At 72.1% G+C, this 26603-nt stretch carries 23 protein-coding genes and 1 tRNA gene; 10 read left to right on the plus strand and 14 right to left on the minus strand.

The annotated features are described in order from the left end of the window. Window positions 1-150: 150 nt before the first annotated feature. Window positions 151-1878 (minus strand): SDR family oxidoreductase, encoded by a 1728-nt coding sequence (locus ACH41F_RS21405; protein ID WP_398837049.1) that lies wholly within the window; start codon window positions 1876-1878, stop codon window positions 151-153. A 340-nt stretch (window positions 1879-2218) separates the two neighbouring features. On the opposite strand from ACH41F_RS21405, the gene ACH41F_RS21410 reads away from it, so the two are divergent. From ACH41F_RS21410 to ACH41F_RS21435, 6 genes are all read left to right on the plus strand, one after another. Beyond that, window positions 2219-3193: an ATP-binding cassette domain-containing protein gene (locus ACH41F_RS21410; protein WP_391233666.1), complete on the plus strand. Its 975-nt coding sequence runs from the start codon at window positions 2219-2221 to the stop codon at window positions 3191-3193. Then, window positions 3183-4091 carry an ABC transporter permease gene (locus ACH41F_RS21415; protein WP_391233537.1) on the plus strand — a complete coding sequence of 303 codons (909 nt, stop codon included), beginning with the start codon at window positions 3183-3185 and terminating at the stop codon, window positions 4089-4091. Before ACH41F_RS21410 ends, ACH41F_RS21415 begins: the two co-directional genes overlap by 11 nt. Continuing rightward, a complete protein-coding gene (locus ACH41F_RS21420; RefSeq protein ID WP_391233538.1) occupies window positions 4088-4999 on the plus strand; it encodes an ATP-binding cassette domain-containing protein in 912 nt (303 codons plus the stop codon). Before ACH41F_RS21415 ends, ACH41F_RS21420 begins: the two co-directional genes overlap by 4 nt. A gap of 10 nt (window positions 5000-5009) precedes the next feature. Then, window positions 5010-5729: an ABC transporter permease subunit gene (locus ACH41F_RS21425; protein ID WP_391233539.1), complete on the plus strand. Its 720-nt coding sequence runs from the start codon at window positions 5010-5012 to the stop codon at window positions 5727-5729. A gap of 132 nt (window positions 5730-5861) precedes the next feature. Continuing rightward, on the plus strand, window positions 5862-6095 hold the full coding sequence (locus ACH41F_RS21430) for a hypothetical protein (protein ID WP_391233540.1): 234 nt from the start codon (window positions 5862-5864) through the stop codon (window positions 6093-6095). Window positions 6096-6356: 261 nt separating this feature from the next. Continuing rightward, window positions 6357-6441: transfer RNA gene (locus ACH41F_RS21435), tRNA-Ser, on the plus strand. A 91-nt stretch (window positions 6442-6532) separates the two neighbouring features. Here ACH41F_RS21435 and ACH41F_RS21440 read toward each other — a convergent pair. From ACH41F_RS21440 to ACH41F_RS21480, 9 genes are all read right to left on the minus strand, one after another. After that, window positions 6533-7336 (minus strand): Cof-type HAD-IIB family hydrolase, encoded by an 804-nt coding sequence (locus ACH41F_RS21440; protein ID WP_391233541.1) that lies wholly within the window; start codon window positions 7334-7336, stop codon window positions 6533-6535. After that, complete coding sequence (gene serS / locus ACH41F_RS21445) at window positions 7333-8610, minus strand: serine--tRNA ligase (protein WP_391233542.1); 1278 nt, start codon at window positions 8608-8610, stop codon at window positions 7333-7335. The genes ACH41F_RS21440 and serS overlap by 4 nt, the downstream gene beginning before the upstream one ends. Before the next feature lie 639 nt (window positions 8611-9249). Continuing rightward, window positions 9250-10182 carry a prephenate dehydratase gene (gene pheA, locus ACH41F_RS21450; protein WP_391233543.1) on the minus strand — a complete coding sequence of 311 codons (933 nt, stop codon included), beginning with the start codon at window positions 10180-10182 and terminating at the stop codon, window positions 9250-9252. A 226-nt stretch (window positions 10183-10408) separates the two neighbouring features. Continuing rightward, window positions 10409-11701 (minus strand): iron uptake transporter deferrochelatase/peroxidase subunit, encoded by a 1293-nt coding sequence (gene efeB / locus ACH41F_RS21455; RefSeq protein ID WP_391233544.1) that lies wholly within the window; start codon window positions 11699-11701, stop codon window positions 10409-10411. Window positions 11702-11707: 6 nt separating this feature from the next. After that, the gene (locus tag ACH41F_RS21460) at window positions 11708-13897 is read right to left on the minus strand and encodes a copper resistance protein CopC (protein WP_398836951.1); all 2190 of its coding nucleotides are present in this window, start codon (window positions 13895-13897) and stop codon (window positions 11708-11710) included. A gap of 13 nt (window positions 13898-13910) precedes the next feature. Next, a complete protein-coding gene (locus tag ACH41F_RS21465) occupies window positions 13911-14369 on the minus strand; it encodes a copper chaperone PCu(A)C (protein ID WP_391233546.1) in 459 nt (152 codons plus the stop codon). Beyond that, window positions 14366-15019: an SCO family protein gene (locus tag ACH41F_RS21470; RefSeq protein ID WP_391233547.1), complete on the minus strand. Its 654-nt coding sequence runs from the start codon at window positions 15017-15019 to the stop codon at window positions 14366-14368. Before ACH41F_RS21470 ends, ACH41F_RS21465 begins: the two co-directional genes overlap by 4 nt. A gap of 93 nt (window positions 15020-15112) precedes the next feature. Beyond that, the gene (locus tag ACH41F_RS21475; RefSeq protein ID WP_391233548.1) at window positions 15113-15856 is read right to left on the minus strand and encodes a DUF1775 domain-containing protein; all 744 of its coding nucleotides are present in this window, start codon (window positions 15854-15856) and stop codon (window positions 15113-15115) included. A gap of 160 nt (window positions 15857-16016) precedes the next feature. Continuing rightward, window positions 16017-16844: a hypothetical protein gene (locus ACH41F_RS21480; RefSeq protein WP_391233549.1), complete on the minus strand. Its 828-nt coding sequence runs from the start codon at window positions 16842-16844 to the stop codon at window positions 16017-16019. A gap of 232 nt (window positions 16845-17076) precedes the next feature. On the opposite strand from ACH41F_RS21480, the gene ACH41F_RS21485 reads away from it, so the two are divergent. From ACH41F_RS21485 to ACH41F_RS21495, 3 genes are all read left to right on the plus strand, one after another. Continuing rightward, window positions 17077-17526 carry an ATP-binding protein gene (locus tag ACH41F_RS21485; RefSeq protein WP_391233550.1) on the plus strand — a complete coding sequence of 150 codons (450 nt, stop codon included), beginning with the start codon at window positions 17077-17079 and terminating at the stop codon, window positions 17524-17526. Between the two features lie 101 nt (window positions 17527-17627). Further along, window positions 17628-18563, plus strand: a complete 936-nt coding sequence (locus ACH41F_RS21490) for an intradiol ring-cleavage dioxygenase (RefSeq protein WP_391233551.1) — start codon at window positions 17628-17630, stop codon at window positions 18561-18563. An 11-nt stretch (window positions 18564-18574) separates the two neighbouring features. Then, window positions 18575-19417, plus strand: coding sequence for a triphosphoribosyl-dephospho-CoA synthase (locus tag ACH41F_RS21495; RefSeq protein WP_391233552.1), 843 nt, complete (start codon window positions 18575-18577; stop codon window positions 19415-19417). Here the strand turns inward: ACH41F_RS21495 and ACH41F_RS21500 are convergent. From ACH41F_RS21500 to ACH41F_RS21515, 4 genes are all read right to left on the minus strand, one after another. Next, window positions 19389-20696, minus strand: a complete 1308-nt coding sequence (locus ACH41F_RS21500) for an MFS transporter (protein WP_398836955.1) — start codon at window positions 20694-20696, stop codon at window positions 19389-19391. The two genes, ACH41F_RS21495 and ACH41F_RS21500, sit on opposite strands and share 29 nt — an antisense overlap. Before the next feature lie 67 nt (window positions 20697-20763). Then, window positions 20764-22113: a PLP-dependent aminotransferase family protein gene (locus ACH41F_RS21505; protein WP_398836957.1), complete on the minus strand. Its 1350-nt coding sequence runs from the start codon at window positions 22111-22113 to the stop codon at window positions 20764-20766. Window positions 22114-22246: 133 nt separating this feature from the next. Then, window positions 22247-23737 carry an aminopeptidase P N-terminal domain-containing protein gene (locus tag ACH41F_RS21510; protein ID WP_391233555.1) on the minus strand — a complete coding sequence of 497 codons (1491 nt, stop codon included), beginning with the start codon at window positions 23735-23737 and terminating at the stop codon, window positions 22247-22249. A gap of 117 nt (window positions 23738-23854) precedes the next feature. Further along, complete coding sequence (locus tag ACH41F_RS21515; protein WP_391233556.1) at window positions 23855-25396, minus strand: SpoIIE family protein phosphatase; 1542 nt, start codon at window positions 25394-25396, stop codon at window positions 23855-23857. A 492-nt stretch (window positions 25397-25888) separates the two neighbouring features. Here ACH41F_RS21515 and ACH41F_RS21520 point away from each other — a divergent pair, with 492 nt between their 5' ends. Further along, window positions 25889-26554, plus strand: a complete 666-nt coding sequence (locus ACH41F_RS21520; RefSeq protein WP_391233557.1) for a bifunctional DNA primase/polymerase — start codon at window positions 25889-25891, stop codon at window positions 26552-26554. Window positions 26555-26603 lie beyond the last annotated feature (49 nt).

Below are 26603 nucleotides of genomic sequence, written 5' to 3' on the forward strand. Positions count from 1 at the left end.
GAGCCGTGCCCCCCACTGCCCGTCGGGCCCTGCGCCACCTCACCGAACCCCCGCCCCACGCCACCCCACCCCGCACCTCACCACGCCACGACCACCCCGCACCTCACCACGACCACCCCACCCCTCACCACGCCCCGACCACCCCCCACCTCACAGCGGTGGCTCCACCCGGGCGATCGCCCGCAGGGCCCGGGGTGCGAACCGGGACAGCAGGTGGGCCGCGCGGGCCTCGGGTGTGACCGGCACCACCGCCTCGTTGCGCACGACCGCGCGCAGGATCGCGTCGGCGACCTTCTCCGGCGGGTAGTTGCGCAGCCGGTACAGCCGCGCGCTCTTCTTCTGGCGCCGCTTCTCCTCGTCGGCGTCGACCCCGGCGAATCGCGCGGTCGAGGTGATGTTGGTGTTGACGAAGCCGGGGCAGATCGCGCTCACCCCGATCCCCTGTCCGGCCAGCTCCGCGCGCAGGCACTCGCTGAGCATCAGCACCGCGGCCTTGGAGGTGCTGTAGGCGGGCAGTGCCTTGGAGGGCTGGTAGGCCGCAGCCGAGGCGGTGTTGACGATGTGGCCGCCCTGGCCGCGTGCGGCCATCTGCCCGCCGAACAGCCGGCAGCCGTGGATGACGCCCCACAGGTTGACGTCGAGGACCTTCTTCCAGTCCTCGGGGGTGGTGTCGAGGAAGGAGCCGCCCAGACCGATGCCGGCGTTGTTCACCAGGACGTCCACCACGCCGTACTCGGCGGCGACCTTCGCGGCGAGTTTCTCCATGGCCTGTTCGTCGGAGACGTCGACCGTCTCGGCCCAGGACGCGGGGGAGCCGAGCAGGCGGGACATCTCGGCGGTCTGGGCCGCGGACTCCGGGTCCCGGTCGACGGCGACCACGCGCGCGCCGGCCTCCGCGAAGGCGTACGCGGTGGCCCGTCCGATGCCGCTGCCCGCGCCGGTGACCAGCACCAGCTGTCCGCCGAAGCGGTCGGCGTACTTGCCGGTGACGGTGGCGGGTCGGGGTCCGCCGCCTTCGACGGACGTCACGAACTCGCCGATCCAGGAGGCCAGCAGGTCGGGCCGGGTGCGCGGTACCCAGTGCCGGGCCTGGAGGGTGCGCCGGGTCAGCTGCGGGACCCACTGCTCCAGGTCGTCGTAGAGCCGCTCGGAGAGGAAGGCGTCGTCCAGGGGCGTGATGAGCTGCACGGGCGCGTGCGCGTACGCGTCGTCGCGCGGGCGGCGCAGCCGGGCCCGTACGTTGTCGCGGTACAGCCATGCCCCGTGGGCCGCGTCCGTCGGCAGGGACGCGGTCGGGTAGTCGCCGCGGGGGATCCGCTCCGCGCGCTCCAGGAGGCGCGGCCACGCCTTGCCGAGGGGGCCGCGCCAGGCGAGTTCGGGCAGTACGGGCGTGTGCAGGGCGTACACGTACCAGGACTTGGCGCCCTGGCTGAGGAGCTGGCCGACCCGGCGGGGGGTGGGGCGCCGTACGCGGCTGTCGATCCAGTGTCCGAAGTGGTCCAGGGACGGTCCGGACATCGAGGTGAAGGAGGCGATGCGTCCCTCGGTGCGGCGGACGGTGGCGAACTCCCAGCCCTGTACCGAGCCCCAGTCGTGCCCGACGAGGTGCACGGGCCGGCCGGGGCTGACCGCGTCCGCGACGGCGAGGAAGTCGTCCGTCAGCTTCTCCAGGGTGAACCCGCCCCGCAGCGGACGCGGTGCGGTCGAGCGGCCGTGGCCCCGGACGTCGTAGAGCACGACGTGGAAGCGGTCCGCGAGCCGTGCGGCGACCTGCGACCACACCTCCTTGCTGTCCGGGTAGCCGTGCACCAGGACGACCGTCGGCCGGGACGGGTCCCCGAGTTCCGCGACGCACAGCTCGATGCCGCCGGTGCGTATCCGGCGTTCGCGTGCGCCCTCGAGCCTTGCCCCGGTCGCCTCTGCGCGCGCCCTCCCCGTGCCCTTCCTGCGCCCTCGCCCCGGCAGCGTCACTAGCCCTCCGTCCAGCGCCGCACCTGCGGCAGTTCGCGACTGCGCTACGTGTCCGTAACGTGACATCAGCGAATGTGACAGTCGTTGGAGTCAGCGTCAATAGGGGGTGCCGGCCTGTGGACAACCCGCCGCGTAGCCCTCAGGCATGGCATCCCCTACGGGCCCGTACGCCTGGAGGCTGACCCCAAGACAGCTCTGGGGTGTGACGACCGGCGTGGTCCGCGTCACTACCGTCTAGGACGTGACTGTGATCGCGACCGAAAGCCTGAGCAAGCGGTTCCCCCGGGTGACCGCGCTGGACCGGCTCTCCGTCGACGTCGGACCCGGTGTGACCGGGCTCGTCGGCGCCAACGGAGCCGGCAAGTCCACCTTGATCAAGATCCTGCTGGGTCTGTCCCCCGCCACGGAGGGCCGCGCCGAGGTCCTCGGACTCGACGTCGCCACCGAGGGCGGTGCCATCCGTGAGCGCGTCGGGTACATGCCGGAGCACGACTGCCTGCCGCCCGACGTCTCGGCGACCGAGTTCGTCGTCCACATGGCGCGCATGTCAGGGCTGCCGCCCGCCGCGGCCCGCGAGCGCACCGCGGACACCCTGCGCCACGTGGGGCTCTACGAGGAGCGCTACCGCCCCATCGGCGGCTACTCGACCGGCATGAAGCAGCGCGTGAAGCTGGCCCAGGCCCTGGTCCACGACCCGCAGCTGGTCTTCCTGGACGAGCCGACCAACGGCCTGGACCCGGTGGGCCGCGACGACATGCTGGGCCTCATCCGGCGCATCCACACCGACTTCGGCATCTCGGTCCTGGTCACCTCGCACCTGCTGGGCGAACTGGAACGCACCTGCGACCACGTCGTCGTCGTCGACGGCGGCAAGCTGCTGCGCTCCAGCTCCACCATCGACTTCACCCAGACCACGACCACCCTCGCGATCGAGGTCACCGACACCGACGCGCACCCCGACGGCACCCGCGCGGTGCGCGAAGCGCTCCACGCGCGCGGGGTGGAGGTTCTCGACGCCAACCGTGCCCTGCCGGGCGCCGGCCACATCCTGCTGCTGACCGCGCAGGGCGAGGAGACCTACGACGTCGTCCGGGACACGGTCGCCGACCTCGGTCTCGGCCTGGTGCGCATGGAGCAGCGCCGGCACCACATCTCCGAGGTCTTCACGGACGACCAGGACACCAACGAGCAGCGGAAGGAGGCCGTCGGCCATGGCAGTTGAGCACCCCGTAGCCGGGACCCAGGGCGACCAGACCCGCATCCACAACATCGGCTACCGCACCTACGACGGCCCGCGCCTCGGCCGTTCCTACGCCACCCGCTCGCTCTACTCGCAGTCCCTGCGCGGCGCCTACGGCCTCGGCCGGTCGGTGAAGTCGAAGGTGCTGCCGATGCTGCTGTTCGTGGTGATGTGCGTGCCAGCGGCCATCATGGTGGCCGTCGCGGTCGCCACCAAGGCCAACGACCTGCCCGTCGACTACACGCGCTACGCGATCGTCATGCAGGCCGTCATCAGCCTCTACGTCGCCTCCCAGGCACCGCAGTCCGTCTCGCGCGACCTGCGCTTCAAGACCGTGCCGCTGTACTTCTCCCGGCCGATCGAGACCGCCGACTACGTCCGCGCGAAGTACGCGGCGCTGGCCTCGGCCCTGTTCATCCTGACCGCGGCCCCGCTGCTGGTGCTCTACGTCGGCGCGCTGCTGGCCAAACTGGACTTCGCCGACCAGACCAAGGGGTTCGCGCAAGGACTCGTCTCCGTGGCACTGCTCTCCCTGCTGTTCGCCGGACTCGGCCTGGTCATCGCCTCGGTCACCCCGCGCCGCGGCTTCGGCATCGCGGCCGTGATCGCCGTCATGACCATCTCCTACGGCGCGGTCTCCACCCTCCAGGCCATCGCCGACGTCCAGGGCAGCAGCAGCGCCATTCCGTGGATCGGACTGTTCTCGCCGGTCACGCTCATCGACGGACTCCAGAGCGCGTTCCTCGGCGCGAGCTCGGCGTTCCCGGGCGGCGTCGGCCCGTCGAACGGTGAGGGCGTGGTCTACGTCCTGGCCGTTGTCGGCCTCGTCGCCGCCTGCTACGGCCTGCTGATCCGCCGCTACAAGAAGGTGGGACTGTGACCACGCTCCAGATCGACCACGTCTCCCGCTGGTTCGGCAACGTGGTCGCCGTCAACGACATCACCATGACGATCGGCCCCGGTGTCACGGGCCTGCTCGGCCCCAACGGCGCCGGGAAGTCCACCCTGATCAACATGATGGGCGGCTTCCTCGCCCCCTCCACCGGCACCGTCACCCTCGACGGCGAGCAGGTGTGGCGCAACGAGGCGATCTACCGGCACATCGGCATCGTCCCCGAGCGCGAGGCGATGTACGACTTCCTCACCGGCCGCGAATTCGTCGTCGCCAACGCCGAGTTGCACGGTCTGGGCGCCAAGGCCGCCCAGAAGGCGCTGGCCACGGTGGAGATGGAGTACGCGCAGGACCGCAAGATCCAGACGTACTCCAAGGGCATGCGCCAGCGCGTGAAGATGGCGTCCGCCCTGGTCCACGACCCCTCCCTGCTCCTGCTCGACGAGCCCTTCAACGGCATGGACCCGCGCCAGCGCATGCAGTTGATGGACCTGCTGCGGCGCATGGGCGACGAGGGCCGCACGGTTTTGTTCTCGTCCCACATCCTCGAAGAGGTCGAGCAACTCGCCTGGCACATCGAGGTCGTGGTGGCCGGCCGGCACGCGGCCAGCGGCGACTTCCGCAAGATCCGCCGCCTGATGACGGACCGCCCGCACCGCTACCTGGTGCGTTCCAGCGACGACCGCGCCCTCGCGGCCGCGCTGATCGCGGACCCGTCGACGGCCGGTATCGAGGTCGACCTGGCGGAGGGCGCGTTGCGCGTCCAGGCCGTCGACTTCGGCCGCTTCACCACGCTGCTGCCCAAGGTCGCCCGCGACCACGGCATCCGGCTGCTCACGGTCTCGCCGTCCGACGAGTCCCTCGAGTCCGTGTTCTCGTACCTGGTCGCGGCGTAGGAGGCCCAAGATGTACGACCCCACAGTCGCCCGACTCACCTACCGGGCCCTGCTCGGTCGGCGCCGGGCCCTCATCCTGGGCGCCCTGCCCGTCCTGCTGATCGTGATCGCGGTGATCGTGCGCGCCCTGGTCGGCGCCGACGACCAGACGGCCTCCGACCTCCTCGGCGGACTCGCGCTCGCCACGATGGTGCCGATCATCGGCGTCATCGCCGGCACCGGCGCGATCGGCCCGGAGATCGACGACGGCTCGGTGGTGTACCTGCTGTCCAAGCCGATCAAACGCCCCACGATCATCTTCACCAAGCTGATCGTCGCGATCGCGGTCACGATGGTCTTCTCGGCCCTGCCGACCCTGATCGCGGGCTTCATCCTCAACGGCAACGGCCAGCAGATCGCCGTCGCCTACACGGTCGCCGCGCTGGTCTCCTCCATCGCCTACGCCGCGCTGTTCCTGCTGCTGGGCACGGTGTCCCGGCACGCGGTGGTCTTCGGCCTGGTCTACGCCCTGGTCTGGGAGGCCCTGTTCGGTTCCCTGGTCGCCGGGGCGCGCACGCTCAGCGTCCAGCAGTGGTCGCTGGCCGTGGCCCACAAGGTCGCCGGCGGCGAGTTGGTCACCTCGGACGTCGGACTGCCGACGGCGACGGTGCTCCTTGTCCTGGTGACGGTCCTCGCGACCTGGTACGCGGGCCAGAAGCTGCGGACGCTGAAACTGGCGGGCGAGGAGTAGCCCTCCCGGGCGGGCAGCCCGCCCGGTGCAGTCGCCGGGCGGGCTGCCCGCACCACCCGCTTGTTGACGGGGGCTTGACCTCTGTCCGGCCACACTGGGACTTCGGGGACGCACCTGCTGGGAGGAACGGGGATGGCGGACGCGCACGACGACGCTCGGGCCCGGTCCGGGGACGACACCTGGGACGACCTCGTCCTGGACGAGGCCTTCATACGCTCCGCGGAGACCTCCGAGCCGTCCGCCCGGGCCCGCATGCTCGCGGCCCGCTGGCGCGCCGAGGAGCCCGAGCCGCAGCCGTGGCGCTCCGACGAGCCGCCCGCGGGCTGGTTCTTCAGCAAGGCGCGCCGCAAGTGGTGGCGGCGCTGACGCAGTCGTACGGCTCTTTTATTCGGTGGCGCCCAACTCGGCCTACGGGCAGGATGGTTGTGTCCACGAGGCCGGGATGATCCGGCGCCATCGACTGGGGAGGTGTTCGGCGATGTCCATGCACGACAGTCTGTCGAGCACCCTGCAGGGCAGTCCGCGGCGGGTTCCGGTGTAGTTACGCCACCGTCGAACCCGCGCACGGGCACTGCCCGGGCGGCCGCTTCGAGCACGCGACGTCGCTCTCGCGTGGGCCGCCCACCCGGAGGATTGGCCGAGTGGCAAGGCACCGGCTTGCTAAGCCGTGGTCGGGGGAAACCCCGCGCACGTTCGATCCGTGCATCCTCCGCAACACGTCGAAACACGCGGGACCGGACCCACCCAAGGGGCGCGGGGCACCGCGCGACCAGCCACGAACGGCCCGCAGTCGCCCCACGACCTCAACCCAGCAGACGCTCCACGACCACCGCGATCCCGTCCTCCTCGTTCGAGGACGTCACCTCGTCGGCCACCGCCTTCAGCTCCTCGTGCGCGTTGGCCATGGCCACACCCCGGGCCGCCCACCCGAACATCGGGATGTCGTTCGGCATGTCGCCGAAGGCGATCGTGTCCGCGGCCTTCACCCCCAGCCGGCGCGCGGCCAGCGACAGCCCCGTCGCCTTCGACAGGCCCAGCGGAAGCAGTTCGACGATGCCCGCACCGGCCATCGCGACCGTCACGAAGCCACCGGCGGCCTGCCGCGAGGCCTCCGCCAGCTCGTCGTCGGACAGCTGAGGATGCTGTATGTAGATCTTGTTCAGCGGGGCGGACCACAGATCCGCCGGGTCCGTGAACGGAGTCGCGGGCAGCTCGCCGGTGAGCGCGTAGCCCTGCCCCACCAGCACCTCACCCTCCAGCCCGTCCCGGCTCGCCGCGAGGTACAGCGGCCCGACCTCCGCCTCGATCTTCGCGAGGGCGACCCCCGCCAGCTGCCGGTCCAGGGTCACGGACGTCAGCAGGCGGTGCTCGCCGGCGTGGTAGACCTGCGCGCCCTGTCCGCAGACCGCGAGGCCGTCGTAGCCGAGGTCGTCGAGGATGTGCCGCGTCCACGGCACCGCGCGGCCGGTGACGACGATGTGCGCCGCACCGGCCTCGGTCGCCGCCGCGAGGGCGTCACGGGTGCGCTGCGAGACCGACTCGTCGGAGCGCAGCAGCGTTCCGTCGAGGTCGGTCGCGATCAGCCGGTAGGGGAAGGGCGCGGTCACTTGGCGACCGGCTCGAGCACGTCCCGCCCGCCCAGGTACGGACGCAGCACCGGCGGCACGTACACGGTGCCGTCGGCCTGCTGGTGGTTCTCAAGGAGCGCCACGATCGTGCGCGGTACGGCGCACAGCGTGCCGTTCAGCGTCGCGAGCGGCTGGACCTTCTTGCCGTCGCGCTGGCGCACCGACAGGCGGCGGGCCTGGAAGCTGTCGCAGTTGGAGGCCGAGGTCAGCTCGCGGTACTTGCCCTGGGTCGGGATCCACGCCTCGCAGTCGTACTTGCGGGAGGCGGAGGCGCCCAGGTCGCCCGAGGCCACGTCGATGACCTGGAAGGGCAGCTCCAGGCCGGTCAGCCACTGCTTCTCCCAGTCCAGGAGCCGCTTGTGCTCGTTCTCGGCGTCCTCGGGGGCGACGTACGAGAACATCTCGACCTTGTCGAACTGGTGCACGCGGAAGATGCCGCGCGTGTCCTTGCCGTAGGTACCGGCCTCGCGGCGGAAGCACGGCGAGAAGCCGGCGTAGCGCAGCGGCAGCTTGTCGGCCTCGATGATCTCGTCCATGTGGTACGCGGCGAGCGGGACCTCGGAGGTGCCGACCAGGTAGTAGTCGTCCTTCTCCAGGTGGTACACGTTCTCCGCGGCCTGGCCGAGGAAGCCGGTGCCCTCCATGGCGCGCGGGCGGACCAGCGCGGGGGTGAGCATCGGGATGAAGCCGGCCTCGGTGGCCTGGGCGATCGCCGCGTTGACCAGGGCGAGCTCCAGGAGCGCGCCGACGCCGGTGAGGTAGTAGAAGCGCGAGCCGGAGACCTTCGCGCCGCGCTCGACGTCGATGGCGCCCAGCGCCTCGCCGAGCTCCAGGTGGTCCTTGGGCTCGAAGCCCTCGGCGCCGAAGTCGCGGATGGTGCCGTGCGTCTCCAGGACGACGAAGTCCTCCTCGCCGCCGACGGGGACGTCGGGGTGGACGAGGTTGCCGAGCTGGAGGGCGAGGCGCTTGGTCTCCTCGTCGGCGTCGTTCTGCGCGGCCTCGGCGGCCTTGACGTCGGCCTTGAGCTGCTCCGCCTTCTGGAGCAGCTCGGCGCGCTCCTCCGGAGTGGCCTTGGGGATGAGCTTGCCGAGCGCCTTCTGCTCGGAACGCAGCTCGTCGAAGCGGACGCCGGACGACCTGCGCCGCTCGTCGGCAGACAGGAGGGCGTCGACGAGCGCGACGTCCTCTCCACGGGCGCGCTGCGAGGCGCGCACTCGGTCGGGGTCCTCACGGAGCAGGCGAAGGTCAATCACGCGGCCAAGGCTACCGGTGCCTGGTGAGGGCCCACGACTCACTATTCCGAACTACGCCTTACATACCGTTATGGGGGAATTGCGTGCCGTGTCAATATGGGGCGGTCCACTCCCTGGAACGGATCAGGTTCCGGGCGCCGCGTTGACCGGAATCCCTTGCGGAGAACGGGACTTGGAGACGTCTCCATCCACAGCAATCCACAACCCGAATGAGTTATCCACAGCCTGTGCGAAAGATCTGTGGACGCCGGAGTCGATCATTCCGATTCGGGTGTGCGGGACGAGAAATTCCCCGGCCAAACCCTCTCTGCGCCCACTTTCGGGTGGAAATGGGTCGCTCCAAAGGATTGATCGAGGGAAACAGGTGGACGAAGGGTGACCTGTGGGGCTGTGGACGAGGTTGGGTGCTGTAGGCCGATTTGTCGACTAGGTGGCACTTCCGTGTCGACTTGTCCCCAGGTCGAGATGCCAGCCTGTGGATAACTCCTGTGGATAACTAAAATATGCAGGTAGGAACGGACGGAAACGCTCCCCCACGACGTCGCGAACGCCGCCCGACCACGCCGGAAACGCCGCCCGACGATGCCGGAAACGCTCCCTGACGAGGGCGGCAACGCTCCCTGAACCGGGCGGGACGGGCTAGAAGCGTCCGTCCTGGCAGCGCGCCACCCAGTCCGCCGCCGCCACGAACTCCTCGTCCGAGGTCCCGCGCAGGGGCGCCCGCACATCGGCCGCGGTCACATCGGCACGCGGGTACGAACCGAGGAACCGCACATCGAGGCAGATCCGCTTGAGCCCCATCAGGGCCTCGGCGACCCGGCGGTCGGAGATATGGCCCTCGGCGTCGATGCAGAAGCAGTAGTTGCCGATGCCGGCACCGGTGGGCCGGGACTGGAGCACCGTCAGGTTGATGCCGCGGGTGGCGAACTCGCCGAGCAGGTCGCGCAGGCCACCGGGGTGGTCGTCACGCTGCCACAGCACCACGGAGGTCTTGTCGGCGCCGGTGGGGGCCGCGGGCCGGGCCGGCCTGCCGACCAGCACGAAACGGGTCTGCGCGTTCTCCGCGTCGTGGATCCCCGTCTCCAGCGCCTCCAGGCCGTACCGCGCGGCGGCGAACTCCCCGGCGAAGGCGGCGTCGTACTGGCCCTCCTGGACCAGTCGGGCGGCGTCCGCGTTGGAGGCGGCGGACTCCCAGTGGACGTCCGGGAGGTTCTTCTTCAGCCAGTTGCGCACCTGGGGCTGGGCGGCCGGGTGGGCGGAGACCGTCTTGATCTCCGACAGCGCGGTGCCGGGCCGGACGAGCAGGGCGAAGGTGATCGACAGCAGCACCTCGCGGTAGATCATCAGCGGGGTGCCCGCGACCAGCTCGTCGAGGGTGGTGGTGATGCCGCCCTCGACGGAGTTCTCGATCGGCACGAACGCGGCCTCGGCCTCACCCGCGCGGACCGCGTCGAGCGCGGACTGCACGGACACGTACGGGATCAGCTCCCGGGTGGCCGTCTCGGGAAGGGTGCGCAGGGCGACCTCGGTGAAGGTGCCCTCGGGGCCGAGATACGCGTAGCTCGCTGGCATGACCTCACCCTAATGGGCCTTGCCAAACCCGGGGCACGCGTCCTGTCACGGCCCCACCGCTGAGTGAACCGGCGTGACCCCGGGCGGCCCCGGACGTTCGCGTGAACGGGACAGGGGCGCGCCCTCCCGCCCTCGCTCTCGCGGCCCGCGCCGCCCGTACGCGCGGCTCTCGCGGCCCGCGCCGCCCGTACGCACCACCGCCGCGACCCCCGCCCCCCACCCGCCCTCACCCCTCCAGCAACCCCTGCCCCACGTACTCCCCCTCCGCCGCCCCGCCGGGCACCGCGAACAGGCCGCTCGACTCGTGCCGGATGAACCGGGACAGGGCGTCGCCGCGGTCGAGCTTGCGCTGCACGGTGACGAAGCCGCGCAGTGGGTCGGCCTGCCAGCAGACGAAGAGCAGCCCCGCGTCGGGCATCCCGTCGGGGTCGATGCCGTCGTGGAAGGAGAACGGGCGCCGCAGCATCGCCGCGCCACCGTTCTGGTCGGGCCGGGTGATCCGCGCGTGGGCGTTGATCGGGACCACCAGGTCGCCCCGGGAGTCCGTCTTCTCCAGGTCCATCTCGGCCGTCTCCGAACCCCCGGACAGCGGCGCCCCGTTCGCCTTGCGGCGCCCGATGACGTTCTCCTGCTCGGCGACCGACAGCTGCTCCCAGTCGTCGAGGAGCATGCGGATCCGGCGGACGACGGCGTAGGAACCGTTCGCCATCCACGCCGGGGTCCCGGAGGCGGGCACGAAGATCCGCTGGTCGAAGTCGGACTCGCTGGGCTTCGGGTTGCGCGTGCCGTCGATCTGGCCCATCAGGTTCCGGGCCGTCATGGGGTGGGCGGTGGCGCCCGGGGTGCGGTTGAAGCCGTTCATCTGCCAGCGGACCTTGGCCGCGCCGACGGCGTCCTTCTGGATCGCGCGCAGCGCGTGGAAGGCCACCAGGGCGTCGTTCGCGCCGATCTGCACCCACAGGTCGCCGTTGCTGCGCGCCTTGTCGAGGTGGTCGGAGGAGAAGTCGGGCAGCGGGTCCAGGGCGACCGGGCGCTGCTTCTCCAGACCGGTCCGGGCGAAGAAGCTGTGCCCGAAACCGAAGGTGATCGTCAGCGAGCAGGGCCCGGCGTCACGGGCGACGTCCGTGTCCCTCGAGGCCGTTGCCTCGCCGGCCATCAGTCGCCTGGCCGTCTCCGACCAGCGGCGCAGCAGCGCGGCAGCGCCCTTGCGGCCCGCGCCGGCCGCCAGGTCGAAGGCGACGAGGTGGCCGCGGGCCTGGAGGCCCTGGAGGATGCCGGGCTGATGTTTCCCGTGAAACATCACCTCGTCCGCGCCGACCGACGTCAGCGGGGTGGCCTCGGCGGGCCGGGCGGCGTACCCGACGGCCCCGCCGGCCGCGCCGAGGACGAGCCCGGCGGCACCGGCGGTCCCGAGCAGCCGGCGCCGCGAGACGCCCTCCTCACGGGGGGCCGTCTTCGAGGCGCCGTCATCACGTGGCGTCTCGGGAGTGAGGGCCTCCGGGGTGGACTGGTCAGCCATGGTGGTTCAGCCGATCTGCGCGTTCTTGGAGACGGTGGTCTGGTCGATGTCGGAGGTCCGCACGGTCACCGAGATCTTCCAGTCGCCCGCCATGGGGAGCTGGATGCCGCTCGCCGCCCAGTGACCGGTGGTGATGTGGTCGGGTGCGACGGGCAGCGGCCCGATGTCCTTGGACTCCAGGGTGAAGGAGACCTTCACCTCGGGTACGTCGAAGCCGCGCCCGTTGGGGCGTTCCACGTAGACGTGCATCTGGTTGGCGCCCACGCGCGCGGGGTCGATGTCGATGCGCGCGATGCCCTTGCCGTCCTCGCCGCCGGTGTCGAACGGCATGTCGAGCGTCAGGGCGCCCGAGGACGAGGTGTCGGCCGGGGAGGAGGACGACGACGTGGCCGCCTTGGCCTCCTCCTCGGTACGGCCCGGCTCGGTCTGGGTGAGCACGGTGGTGATGGCGAGAAGGACGACGGCGACGCTCGCCTCGGCGAGCACCGAGCGGCGCAGCCCGAACCGGCCGGGGTCGGCGTCCCGCTGCCGCTTCTGCCGTGCCGTGTCGACCGCGGCCCGCTGCCGGGCGAGCTGGGCGGCACGGGCGGGGTCCACACCCGCGGCCCCGGCGCCGACGCGCTCCTTCTCCCGCTCCAGCGCGGGCTCCCGCTCCAGCGCGGGCTCCCGCTCCAGCGCGGGCTCCCGCTCCAGCGCGGGCTCCCGCTCCAGCGCGGGCTCCCGCTCCAGCGCAGGCTCCCGCGCCGGCTCCGGCTCCCGCTCCTCGGCCCGCCGGGAGTCCCGTTCCTCCGCCCGCCGAGGCTCCGACGCCGAGCCCTTCCTCAGGTCCTCGGCGGACACCGCGTCGGTCACGTCCTCGGCGGACACCGCGTCCGCGTCCTGGGCGGACTCCGCGTCCGTCCCGTCCTCCGCGGACACCGCCTCCGCCCTTTCCTGGGCGGACTCCATATCCGTCCCGCCCTCGGCCGACCCCGTCTCCGCCAGCCGCGCGGTCCACCGTCGGGAGATCCACGCGATGCCCACCAACAGCGTCACGAGTCCGATCTTGACGAGCAGCAGCTGCCCGTACGTGGTGTCGGTGAAGGCCGACCAGGAGCCGAGCTGGCGCCAGGACTGGTAGACGCCGGTGGCGACGAGGGTGAGGACGCTGCTGAAGGCGAGGCGCGAGAAACGGCGTACGGCGGTGCGTTCGATCGGGGTGTCCGCCCGGTACAGACTCACCAGGAGCGCGGTGAGCCCGCCCAGCCAGGCGGCGACCGCCAGGAGGTGCACCACGTCGACGGGCATCGCGATCGCGGTCTGGAGCCCGGTCGAGGCGTGCTCGGCCATCGCCCAGCTCGCGGCGAGCCCGGCGGCCACGACGGTGCCGCCGATCGCGAGCCCGAAGGTGAGGTCCCGCTTCTCCTGGCCCTCGCGTTTGTCGTACGCCCCGAAGAGCACGGCGATGAACAGCGCGGCGGCGGCGAGCAGCAGCAGCCGGGAGACCAGGGAGGCGCCCGTCTTGGTCTGCAGGACCTGGCCGAGCAGGTCCAGGTCGAAGACGTCCGCGACCTTGCCGGTGCCGGTGTACGAGCCGCGCAGGAGCAGCAGCGCGAGCGTGGCGGAGGTGAGCGCGAGCCATCCGGCGACGACGAGCCGTTGCAGGGCCCGTACGCCGGAGCCGCGCTGCCAGCAGGCCAGGACGAAGGCGGCGCCGCCGACCATGACGATGAACCCGGCGTAGGAGACGTAGCGTCCGAGGCCGTAGAGCCAGCCGACGACCCCGCCGCCGGCGGTCGCGCCGGAGACCGAGACGGTCGTCTTCGACGGCGCGCCGACGGAGAAGGTGTAGGCCCCGGCGACCGGGTGGCTGTCCTCGGAGACGACCTGGTAGGTGACGGTGTAGGTGCCGTCGGGCAGTCCGCTGTGCAGTCCCACGGAGTACGTGGTGCCGCTGACGTTGGACGGCTTGCCGCTGTCGACGCGCTTGCCCTTGGGGTCGAGGATCCGCAGGGAGTCCTCGGACATCGCGACCTTCTCGGAGAAGGTGAGCGAGACCTGGGTCGGTGCCTTGTCGACCACCACCCCCTGCTGGGGGTCGCTGCCGGTGAGCGCGGCGTGCGCGGAGGCCGGTCCGGCACCGGCGAGAAGCAGTCCGGTGGCCGCCAGGAGCAGCAGTACCAGGATCCGGACGCGGGGGGCGATGGTCTGCGTCAAGGTGGTCCCTCCCTCAGTGCCCGGTCTTCGGGGTGTACGTGGCGGGCTTGACCGGCATCGCGACGGTGACCGGGTCGGACTGCGCGAAGTGCAGCTCCACGGAGACCGTCTCGCCCTGCTGCGGCTTCCGCTTCAGTTTCTCGAACATCAGGTGGCTGCCGCCGCTCTTGAACACGAGTCGACCGTGGGCGGGCACGGTGAGGCGCTTGACCTCACGCATCGCGGAGTCGACCGTCTCGTGGACGGTGACCTCGCCGAGGTCGCTGGTGACGGAGGTCAGTTCGGCCTTCGTGCCGCCCCTGTTGGTGAGGGTGAGGAAGCCCGCGGCCATGTCGTCGGAGACCGGCTGGGGCATGTAGGCGGCGCTGACGGACAGTTCGGCGTGGGCGTCGCCCGGGTCGGCGGAGTCCGAGCAGCCGGCCAGGGCCAGGGCGCCGGCCAGGGTCAGGGCGGGGAGCGCCGGGGACCTCACGGGTTCTCTCCCTTGATGAGCTTGGGGAGGTCCTTGGTGTAGTCGTCGACGGTGGCGTCCTCGCCGTAGAGGACGTATCCGCCGTCGTTCTTCGGGGAGAACGCCACGACCTGGGTGCCGTGGGTCGAGACGATCTTGCCGTTCTTGTCCTTGTGCGGCGGCTCGATGGAGATGCCGAGGGTGCGGGCGCCGGCCTGGATGGTGGCGAAGTCGCCGGTCAGGCCGACGATCTGGGGGTCGATGCCCTTGAGCCAGGTGCCGAGTTCCTTCGCGGTGTCCCGCTCGGGGTCGGTGGTGACGAACACGACGCGCAGCTTGTCCTGCTGGGCCTTGTCGAGCTGCTTCTTGGCGACGGCGATGTTGTTCATCGTCAGCGGGCAGACGTCGGGGCAGTTGGTGTAGCCGAAGTAGATCAGCGTCGGGCGGCCCTTGGTCCGCTCGCGCAGGTCGTACTTCTTGCCGGTGGTGTCGGTGAGGACGAGGTCCGGCTTCTCGAACGGCTTGTCGAGGATGGTGGCGGCCTTGTCGGGGCCGCTGTCCTCGGAGACCACGGCGACGGGCGAGTCGCTGTCGTCACCGCTGCCGCAGGCGGTCAGGGTCAGGGAGGCGGCGGCGAGCAGCGCGGCCGCGGCGAACGTCTTCTTGCGCATAGAGAAATGTCCCAGATGTGAGGGCTCCGGGGTGCACCGGGGGCGTACGGGCAGGGTGTGCGCCCCCGGTGCACCGCGCGGACGGGGTGGACCTCAGGCGTCGGCGCCGGTGCGGCGACGGCCGGCGAGGACGCCGTACCCGACGCCGAGCACGCCGAGGGCGATGCCGACGACGCCGAGCACGCGCGCGGTGGTGTCGCTGCTGTCGGCGGGGGCGGCCGTCTCGGTGGCGGCCTTGTCGGTGTCGTCCTTGTCGTCGGAGGCCTCGTCGGCCGCCGCGCCGCCGTGGTGGCCGTCCTCGGAGGCGGCCGAGAGCGCCAGCACGGGGGCCGGGTTCTCGGGCTCCTCCTGGCCCTCCTGTTCGACCTCGATCCAGCGGACGACCTCCTTGTTGGAGTACGTCTGGATCGCCTTGAAGGTGAGTTCGTCCGTGTCCTCGGGCAGCGTGCCCACCGAGACGGGGAACTTCTCGAAGAAGCCCGGCTGGATGCCCTTGCCGTCGGCGGTCCAGGTGATCTTGGAGACGGCCTCGGAGATCTTCTTGCCGTGCAGCTCGATGGGCTTGGTCAGCGTGGACTTGGTGACCTTGATGTCCCAGCCGTTCACCGGCTCGGGCATGGCGGAGGCCAGCGGGTGGTCGGTGGGGAAGGTGACCTCGAGCTTGGTCGTCGAGGCGTTGTCGCGCTCGTTGGGCACCTTGAAGTCGATGACCGCGTAACCGCCCTTGGCGGCGGTGCCCTCGGGCTGCACGGTGACGTGCGCGAACGCGGGGGAGGACACGACGACGACAGCGGCCGCGGCGAGGGCGCCGGTGGCGGCGAGACGAGAAGCCTTCATGAAAGGGAGCACTCCTGCTTCGTTTGGGTTTCCGGAGGTGAAGAGGGGCACGCGCGCGTGGAGGTGCCCGATCGGTCGGAACACGGGCACGCGCGTGTGTGGCCGCACGACGGCGGCGCCTCTTCCTCGGTGTCCCGGGGAAGCGGGGGCTCGCGTCGTGTCAGGCGGCGAGGACGAGACCGTCGGCGGCCGGCGGGCCGCGCCGGATCACCGCGTGCCGGAGCGCGGCGGTGCGGGGCGCGGGCGGCGCGAGCAGGCCGGTGCGCGGCGGACGCGGGCCGGCGGCCGGGGCGCCCGGCAGTCCGGCTCGCAGGGCGCGCACCAGGGCGAGCGCTGCGCGCAGGGACCGGACGAGCGCCGCTTCGGCCACCCCGTGCGCCGACAGTTCGCTCAGGCGCAGCAGGGCCAGGTCGCCGTGGCGCAGCAGCCATCCGGCGGCGAGGGCCGCCAGAACGTGGCCGAGCAGCATCGGCAGGGACGGCAGCAGCGCGGTGGACGAGCCGGTGGTCACGGTGTCGGCCACGTGGCGCGTGTGCGGTGCCGGGTCCGGGTAGAGGCGTGCCTCGGTGAGGATCCGGGTCGCCTGGGCCGGGCTGATCGCGGCCGCGGTGGTCCCGCAGACCAGCCGAGCGGCCTGCTCCACCAGGGAGGCGTCGGAGACCGTGGCCGCCATGGACGGCATCCCCGACGTCGGCGACACGGAGGACTGCGCCGTCGTGCCGTGCTGTCCCAGGCCGAACAGGGCGTGCAGCACGGTCTGTCCGACCGTCAGCAGCGCCGCGGTCCCCGGCAGCGAGCGCACCCGCCCGGCGAGCGGTGCCACGACCGCGAGGACCCCGAGGAACCCGGCGCCCAGCGTCCACAGCGGGACGGCGGCGCAGGCGGCCATCGTGTGCCCGGCCGCGGCCAGCACGACACAGACCGCGGCGAAGACCGCGGCCCGCGGGAGCCGGAGATCGGCTCCGGTGCGCTGGTGGGGGGCAGACATGGCGGGCTCATCATCGCACTGGCCCTACGGCGGCCATACGGCAGGTCCACTAGATGACGTACGAGTTGTACGACCGAAAGATCACCCTCTGATCCGAAACGCACCCACATACCCCATGGGCGGCCCGATACGCATCGCCCATATGGGCGGTGTCACGTCAACCGTGTGCTTACACACGACCACGGGCGGCAATACGTAACGGTATGTCGAGCCGCGGCCGGGAGGCTGGAGCATGAGCATCTGGTGGTCACTCCATCTGCGCCGCGAAGCCGCGAGCGTTCCGCTCGCCCGACGGCTGCTGCTCGGCACGATGGAGACCGCGGGCGTCGACCCCGACGTCTCCTACGACCTCTCCGTCGCCCTCAGCGAGGCCTGCGCGAACGCCGTCGAGCACGGCGGGGACGCCGGGCACGAGGGCACCTCCGAGGCGTATCGCGTCACCGCCTACCTGGACGGCGAGAAGTGCCGTATCGAGGTGGCCGACTCCGGCCCGGGCTTCGGCCGGCCCTCCCCGGCGGTGCGGCCCGCGCCCAGCGAGGCGGAGAACGGCCGCGGGCTCTGTCTGATCCGGGAACTCGCCGACCACGTCCACATCGGCAACAAGCCGGGCCGGGGCGGCGCCGTGGTGAGCTTCGACAAGATCCTCAAGTGGAAGAAGGACGCTCCACTGATGGCGGTCTGAACGGGGGCGAACGGCACGGAATTCCAGCTTCCGCAGTATTCACAGCCGGCTCCCAGCCTCCCCCCACCTCCCTGACGGACGGCGTCCCTACGTTCCCGTTCATGACGGGAAACCACAGGGACAAGACGATCACCAGGCGCCGAGCGATCGCCGTGACCGGCGGCACGGTCGCCGCCGGCGGCCTCGCGTTCGCCGGTTACCAGTCGGCCTTCGCCGACACCGGGACCACCGCCGACGCGGCCACCGCCTCGGCCACGAGCACCGACAGCGCGTGCATGACGCTGATGACGAGCGTCACCGAGGGGCCGTACTACCTCGACGGGGCGCTGGTCAGGAAGGACATCACCGAGGGCAAGAGCGGCGTCCCGCTGACCCTGCGCCTGACCGTCGTCGACGCCACCGACGGCTGCACCCCGGTGCCGGGCGCGGCCGTGGAGATCTGGCACTGCGACGCCTGGGGCTACTACTCCGGCTACACCACCGCCAACCCCGGCGGCTCGGCCCCCGCCGAGAGCGAGGACGGCTCGACCGCCGACGACCAGACGTACCTGCGCGGGTACCAGGTCGCCAACGCCCACGGCGTCGTGAAGTTCGAGACGATCTTCCCCGGCTGGTACACCCCGCGCACCTGCCACATCCACGTCAAGGTCCACACCGGCGGCGAGAAGGAGGACGGCACCTACGAGGGCGGCAAGGTCAACTACACCGGCCAGTTCTTCTTCGACGACGCCATAGCCGAGGAGATCTTCACGCTGGAGCCCTACGCGCGGCACTCCGGCAGCTACACCACCCTGGACGACGACATGGTCTACGACGGTGGCGGCGCCGCCAGTGGCCTGCTCACCCTCAAGGCCGTCCACAAGAAGGACCCGTCCAAGGGCTACAAGGGGTTCCTCACCCTCGGCATCGACCCGGACGCCGAGAACACGGGAGCCGGCAGCGGGGGCGGCGGCGCGGGCGGGACCCCGCCGAGCGGTGCCCCGACGGGTGAACCGCCGACCGGCGGCGCCTCCCCCTCGGCCTCGGCGTCCTCGTAGGGTACGGGGCCATGAGCAGCCGCCAGGACGAAGCGCTGGCGCAGGCCGCCGTGACCGCGCTGACCGGGCAACTGGCCCTGGCCCCCAAGCCGGGGCTGCCCGATCCGCGTGACCTCGACGCCCGCGTCACCCGCCGGGACCACTGCTCGCTGCGCTGGTCGGCCAAGGCCCTCGTGCCCGGCCTCGCCGCGATGGCCGCCGCCGCCCGCCGAACCGGCGAACCCACCCCGGAACTGCGCGCCGAACTGGGCGCGATCGGCCGCTGCACCGAGCACTCGGTCGCTCTCGCGGGCGGCGGACACCGGGGCGCCACCTGGACGCTCGGCCTGCTGGTCGCCGCGGCCGCCCAGCACCCGGGGGCCGGGGCCGCCGACATCGCCCACGCCGCCAAGGGCATCGCCCGGCACACCGACAGACGTGCCCCGCGCAGGCCCTCCCACGGCTCGTCGGTGTCGGCGAAGTACGGCGCCGCCGGGGCCCGCGGCGAGGCACGCGCCGGATTCCCGCACGTACGCCGCGCGTTGGACGCCCTGGCCGCCGCCCGCGCGGCCGGCGCCGACGAGACCGAGGCCCGCCTCGACGCCCTGCTCACCGTGATGTCCACCCTCCAGGACACCGAACTGCTGTACGCCGCGGGCCCGCTGGGCCTGCGCCACGTCCAGGCGGGCGCCCGCGGGGTCCTGGAGGCGGGCGGCACCTCCACCGAGGCGGGCGCCGCGGCCCTGGTCGCCTTCGACGAGGACCTCCACACGCGCGCGTGGAGCCCCCGTGGCAGCGCCGGGCTGCTCGCGGGGGCCCTGTTCCTGGACTCGCTCCCGGTGGAGGTCAGTTCACGAGCACCGGTCGCGGCCTGACCTCCGGCTGGGAGGCGGTGCCGCGGCGCGCCACCGGACCCATGGCGTACGACGCCGCCAGCGTCACCCCTCCCAGCAGCAGCCAGCCCGCCGTCCCCCACCCGATGAGCAGCGTGGTCACCACGAGCGGGCCGAGCGTCCGCGCCACGGTCACGCCCGTTCCGAAGAACCCCTGGTACTCGCCGACCCGGTCGGCCGGTGCCAGGTCGAAGGAGAGCTGCCACGATCCGGCCGACTGCCCCATCTCCGCGACGGCCTGGAGGACGGCCCCGGCCACCAGCACCCCGGCGGCGACCCACGGCGGCGCGCCCGCCGACAGCGCGAACACCGCGCACGCCGCCAGCATCACCCACCCCGACCTCCGCACCGCGCGCGTGGCCGACGCCGGGCCCGTGACCCCGCGCGCCATCCGCACCTGGAACACCATCACCGCCCCGGTGTTGAGCACGAACAGCGCGGACACCAGCCAGGTCGGCGCCTGCGTCCGCTCGGCGATCCACAGCGGCAGCCCGAGGCTGAGCAGCGGCATCCGCAGCAGCAGCACGGTGTTGAGAAGCGTGACGGCGACAAAGCGGCGGTCCCGCACGACCCCGAGCCGCCGAACCTCGCGCGCCTCTCCCGAGGACACCGGCACCGACGCCCCCGCGACCGACGGCAGCCGTCCAGGCACCCCCGCCACCGACGGCAGCCGCCCAGCCACTCCCGCCACCGACGGCAGCCGCCACAGCACCCCCGCGCACGCCACGAACGTCACCGCGTCCATCGCGAACACCGCCAGATACGCCTCTCGCGTCCCCGCCTGGATCGCCAGCCCGCCCAGCCCCGCACCCACCGCCAGACCGGCGTTGAAGGCCGACTGGAGGTACGCCAGCGCCCCCGTCCGCTGCCCGGCGGGCACCAGGGACGCCAGCAGCGTCTGCCGGGCCGCCGACAGTCCCGACTGCGCGGCGGCGTACGCGCACGCGATGACGACGAACGGCAGGAAGGCGCGAACGAAGAGGAACCCCGTCACCGCGAGCCCCGCGGCCAGCGCCAGCAGCACGGCCGTACCGCGCGCCCCGCGCCGGTCCGCGAGCCGTCCCAGCGGCACCCCGGCCACCGACCCGAGCGCCCAGCCGAGGGTCAGTCCGAGCCCCACGCGCGCGGGCGAGAGCCCGACGACGTCTGTGAAGTAGAACGCGGAGGTCACCAGGTAGGCGCCGTCACCGACGGCATTGGTCAACTGGGCCAGGGCCAGGACGCGTCGCGGACCCGCGGGCGGGACGAGGGAGTTCGTCATGACTACGACGGTAGAAGCGAACTGGACCCCGCCACAGACCCAATGACCGCCCACTTCAGTGGCCCAATCACCGGCCTGATCCGTCCAGGACCTTCCCCAGCGCCTCCAGCGCCTCCGGATACACCCGCTCCCGTGGCGTCCCGTAGCCCACCACGAGCCCCTGAGGCCGCCCCTGGGCGTCCGGCGCGTGCCAGTGGTCCCCGAGGTGCCCGACGGCGAGTCCCTCCGCCCCAGCGCGCGCCAGGGCCTCCTTCTCGTCGGCGACCTCCACCAGCGCGTGCAGCCCGGCCGCGATCCCGCGCACCGGCCGCCGTGCCCCGAGCCGGTGCAGCAACTGGTCCCGGCGGCGCCGGTAGCGCAGCCGGCAGGCCCGCACATGACGGTCGTAGGCGTGGCTGCCGATGAGGTCGGCGAGCGCCAACTGTCCGATGGACTCGGTGTGGTGGTCGCTGTGCAGCTTGGCGTCGGCGACCGCGTCGACCAGCTGCGGCGGCAGCACCATCCAGCCGAGCCGCAGCGCGGGACCCAGCGTCTTGGAGGCGGTGCCCAGGTACACGACGTGCCCCGGAGCCATCCCCTGGAGCGCGCCGACCGGCTGCCGGTCGTACCGGAACTCCCCGTCGTAGTCGTCCTCGACGATCAGCCCGCCCCGCGCGCGTGCCCAGTCGGTGAACGCCCGGCGCCGCTCGGGATGCAGCGTCACACCCGTCGGGTACTGGTGGGCGGGTGTGAGCACGACCGCCGCGGGCTCCCCCAACTCCTCGGCGCGGGCCCCTCGTTCGTCCACCCGCACAGGCACCACGGTCCCGCCGCCGCGCCGTACGACCTCCCGGTGGAAGGGCAGCCCCGGGTCCTCCATGGCGATCTCGCCGCCGTCCAGCACGCGCGTGAGCAGCGCGAGCCCCTGGACGTATCCGGAGGTGATCACGATCCGCTCGGGCGGCGCCACCACCCCGCGGGCCCGGCCCAGATACCCCGACAACGCGGTGCGCAGCTCGATGCGCCCGCGCGGATCGCCGTAGTCGTACGCCAGGGAGGGCGCCGTCGCGATCGCCCGGCGCAGCGACCGCAACCAGGCCGCCGCCGGGAAGGACCCGACGTCCGGGCTGCCGGGCCGCAGGTCGAAACGCGGGGCACGCGTGCGTGCGGACGCCTCCGGTGGCTGCTCGTGGACCGACGGCAGGGAGGCGACCTGGGTGCCGGAGCCCTGCCGGGCGGTCAGGTACCCCTCGGCGACGAGCTGGTCGTAGGCCGACTTCACGGTCCCGCGCGAGACGCCGAGTTCGGCCGCCAGCCGCCGGGTGGCGGGCAGCCGGGCCCCGGGCGCGAGCCGCCCCTCCCGCACGGCATCCCGCAGGGCGCGCTCGAGCCCGGCGCGCCGCCCCTCGACAGAACCGAGCTCGATATGCAGGTCCACATCCACTCCCAGGAGGCACGGGGCCGTGCCGATGTGCGGCTACCGCCGCGTGGGCGCGACCAGCCCCCCACCGCCCCGCCGACCGCAGCGAAAGGCCGGGCACCCCGCTGGTACCCGGCCGTCGGTCCCCACGTCAGCCCTTGAGCGACGCCATCCACGCCTCGACCTCGTCCGACCGCCGGGGAAGCCCCGCCGACAGATTCCGGTTCCCGTCCTCCGTCACGAGGATGTCGTCCTCGATGCGCACACCGATGCCCCGGTACTCCTCCGGCACGGTCAGGTCGTCGGCCTGGAAGTACAGTCCGGGCTCGACGGTGAGGACCATGCCCGGCTCCAGGGTGCCCTCGACATACGTCTCGGTGCGCGCGGCGGCGCAGTCGTGGACGTCCATGCCGAGCATGTGGCCGGTGCCGTGCAGCGTCCAGCGGCGTTGCAGCCCCAGCTCCAGCACCCGCTCGACGGGCCCTTCGACCAGGCCCCACGCCACGAGCTTCTCGGCCAGCACACGCTGCGCGGCGTCGTGGAAGTCGCGGTACTTGGCGCCGGGCCGCACCGCCGCGATACCGGCCTCCTGGGCCTCGTAGACGGCGTCGTAGATCTTCTTCTGGATCTCGGTGTACGTGCCGTTGATCGGCAGCGTGCGGGTGACGTCCGCGGTGTAGAGCGTGTGCGTCTCCACGCCGGCGTCGAGCAGCAGCAGGTCCCCGGAGCGCACCGGGCCGTCGTTGCGCACCCAGTGCAGTGTGCAGGCGTGCGGGCCGGCGGCGCAGATGGAGCCGTAGCCGATGTCGTTGCCCTCGACACGCGCGCGGAGGAAGAAGGTGCCCTCGATGTACCGCTCGGAGGTCGCCTCGGCCTTGTCCAGGACCTTCACGACGTCCTCGAAGCCGCGGACCGTGGAGTCGACGGCCTTCTGCAGCTCGCCGATCTCGAAGTCGTCCTTGACCAGCCGGGCCTCGGAGAGGAAGACCCGCAGCTCCTCGTCGCGCTCGGCGGTGACCTTGTCGGTGAGCGCGGCCTCGATGCCGGCGTCGTGACCGCGCACGACGCGCACCGGACCGGTCGCCTCGCGCAGCGCGTCCGCCAGTTCGCGCACGTCGGAGGCGGGGATGCCGTACAGCGCCTCGGACTCCGCCAGGGAGTGCCGGCGGCCCACCCACAGCTCGCCCTGCCCGGAGAGCCAGAACTCGCCGTTCTCCCGGTCGGAGCGCGGCAGCAGGTAGATCGTCGCCTTGTGGCCGTCGGCGACCGGCTCCAGCACGAGCACGCCGTCCTCGGTCTGGTTGCCGGTGAGGTACGCGTACTCCACGGAGGCCCGGAAGGGGTACTCGGTGTCGTTCGAGCGGGTCTTCAGGTTGCCCGCGGGGATCACCAGCCGCTCGCCCGGGAAACGCGCCGAGAGCGCGGCACGGCGGGCCGCCGTCCGGTCGGCCTGGGGGATCGGCCGCAGGTCGTGCAGCTCGGTGTCGGCCCAGCCGGACCTCATGCTCTCGGCCAGCTCGTCGGACACACCCGGGTACAGCCCGTTCTTCCGCTGCTTGATCGGCTCCTCGGACTCGGTCTCCGGGCCCGCTGCGGTAGCAGCGATCGGCTCGGCCGGATTGAGCTCGTCGGCCACGGTCATCCTCCTAGATACGGCACTGGACCCCGTCCATCGTACGGTCGTACGGAAGGGGGCCCAGGGCCGTTGGACCTGTTACCGAGAGGTACCGGGGCACGACGGGACGTGCCGCTCGAAGACCTACTCGAATTGTGCGGCGAGCAGCACGACGTCGTCCGCGGAGTCCGCCTCGTCGAGCCCGTCCGGCAGCACGGTGCGCAGCACATGGTCGGCGATCGCGTCGGGGTCGTGCCGCAGCGCCCTCGGCACCCCGGCCGCGGCCGCGTGCAGCCGCGCGAAGGCCCGGTCCGTGGGGTCGCCGGTACGGTGCAGCAGCCCGTCGGTGTAGAGCAGAACCGTCTCTCCCGGCTCGGCCGTGAACTCCACGCCGGGCGCCTCCCAGCAGGCGAGCATCCCGAGCGGCGCCGACACGGACGTCTCCACGAACTCCGTGCGCCGCTCCCCGATCAGCAGCGGCGGGCTGTGCCCCGCTCCGGCCAGCGTGATCTTGCGCAGCGCGGGCTCGCAGTAGGCGAACAGGGCGGTCGCGGAGCGCGCCGGTTCGGTCAGCCGCAGCAGCAGCTCCAGGTCGGACAGGACGGCGACGGGGTCCTCGCCCTCCATCACGGCGTACGCCCGCAAGGAGGCTCTCAGGCGTCCCATCGCGGCGACCGCGCTCGGTCCGGAGCCGGTCACCGCGCCCACCGCGAGCCCCAGTGCCGCGTCCGGCAGCGGCAGCGCGTCGTACCAGTCGCCGCCACCGCGTGGTCCGGTGCGGTGCCGGGCGGCCAGGCGCATGCCGGGGACCCGGGGGAGCCGGGACGGCAGCAGCTCCTCCGACATCGTCGCCATGCACGCGCGCGTGCGCTCGACCTCGAGGAGCCGCGCGAGGTGCTCGGTGGCGTAGCGCGCGTACAGGCCGACCAGATGGCGTCGGCGCTCGGCCGGTTCGGCGGGCTCGTCGTACAGCCACACCGCGGCGCCGAGGCGGCCCGCGGCCTCGGAGGCGAGAGGCAGCGCGTAGCACGCGGCGTAGCCGAGGCGGGCGGCCACCTCGCGATGGCGGGGGTCGAGGCCGTCCTCGGCGAACAGGTCCGGCTGGGCGATCTCCCCGTCGGCGCCCGGCAGTCCGTCCAGGATCCGGCCGTACGACATGGCACTGCGCGGCACGGTCTCGATGTGACCGAGATCGGCCCGGGCGAGGCCCAGGCCGATCGTGGTGTCGGGTCCGAGTCCGTCGGCCGGCTCCAGGACGACGAGACCGCGCCGGGCGCCCACCAGGGCGGCTCCGGCGCGCAGCACTTCCTGGAGGGCTTCCTGAAGTGCCTCGGTCCGGGCGAGGCGTTCGGTGAGTTCGTGGAGCGTGGTGAGGTCCGAGACCCAGCCTGCGAGCCGGTCCTGGAGCAGGGCGCTCGCCGGGACGTCTGCCGCGACCGGTACGCCCGGGGTGCTCGGCGGGGGGACCGGTGCGGTGTCGGGGGCGGCGGGCGCGGGCGCGACAGTGTGTGTGGGCGAGGGAACCGTTGAATCGATTCCGGCCACTTTCGGAGGGTGCGGGGCGTTCATGGCGTCCGGCTTTCCGACCGGTGCGTATTGCTCAAAAGCATCGCAAACCCCCATGTCATTCTGCGCCGCTAGCAGTGTCTCCACATGTACACGCACTCGTGAGGGGATGTCCAGCATTGTCCTGCTGGGATTCCTGGTGTCCGTGCGTCACGGGCGCACCTCTTGCGGAAAAGCAAAGTTGGCTTAAAACTGACTCGGGCAACGGCCTATTGCGGTCGACTGGCCTTGCTCCACTGAGCGTCACAGCGGTCGTGATGGGTACGTACTCGGAGAAGACCAGGGGTGGTTGACAATCACCCGGAACCTGGTGACGGACCCGGGCGTCTTAACCACCGACGACCGTGCCCCATCCTCCGTGGCGGAGGCGAGAAGAAACACGCGGGACGGCAAAACGCCAGACTTCGCCACCCCCACGCCACGCCCATGCTTTTGATAGACGCAGTGCGGGTCGGGCTGCCATGGCCGCAGCCAACGCTCGACCCAGAGGGGTTCCCCTTGTCTCGGACAGGGGTGTGATGCGCCAAAAGGTACGCACAGTGCAGTGATCGACACATGGTGTGATGTGGCCCACGGTGTTGCCAGCGGTGCAACGGAAAGGAACGAGCGCTCATGCGCGAGATCCTCGGAAAGGCACGCAGGCTCCTGTCCAAGCGGAACGACGGGGGGCCTGAGTTGATCAGCGCGGCCCTGACCTTCGCGACGGAATGGCAGTGGCCCGTACTCCCGGGAGCGGCGCCGGACCCGCAGGGGCGGGCCCGTTGCAGCTGCCCCGACCCCGAGTGCACGGTTCCCGGCGCCCACCCGTTCGACCCCGGGCTCCTCGCGGCCACCACCGACGAGCGCATGGTGCGCTGGTGGTGGACCAACCGGCCCGCCGCGCCGATCGTCCTGGCCACCGGCGGCACGGCCCCCTGCGCGGTCTCCCTGCCGGCCCTCGCCGCCTCGCGGGCGCTGGCCGCCCTCGACCGGCAGGGCATGCGGCTCGGCCCGGTGGTCGCCGCGCCCAACCGCTGGGCGATCCTCGTCAAGCCGTACTCCATGGAGCAGTTGGGCGAACTGCTGTACGCCAAGGACTTCGTCCCCGGCTCCCTGCGCTTCCACGGCGAGGGCGGCTACCTCGCCCTGCCCCCGTCCGGGACCGGCCACGGCACCATCCGCTGGGAGCGCGCCCCGCTGCCCGGCTCGGCCTCCCCGTGGGTGCCCGACGTCGAGGCCGTGGTGGACGCGGTGGTGGACGCCCTCACTCGTACGGGTGTGAGCGCTCCCGAGTTGTAGGGGTGTCGGGCGCGCGCGGAACGGACCGCCCGTGCCCGGTCGTTATCGT

The sequence above is a fragment of the Streptomyces sp. NPDC020489 genome, from assembly GCF_044386545.1.
Classification (GTDB): domain Bacteria; phylum Actinomycetota; class Actinomycetes; order Streptomycetales; family Streptomycetaceae; genus Streptomyces.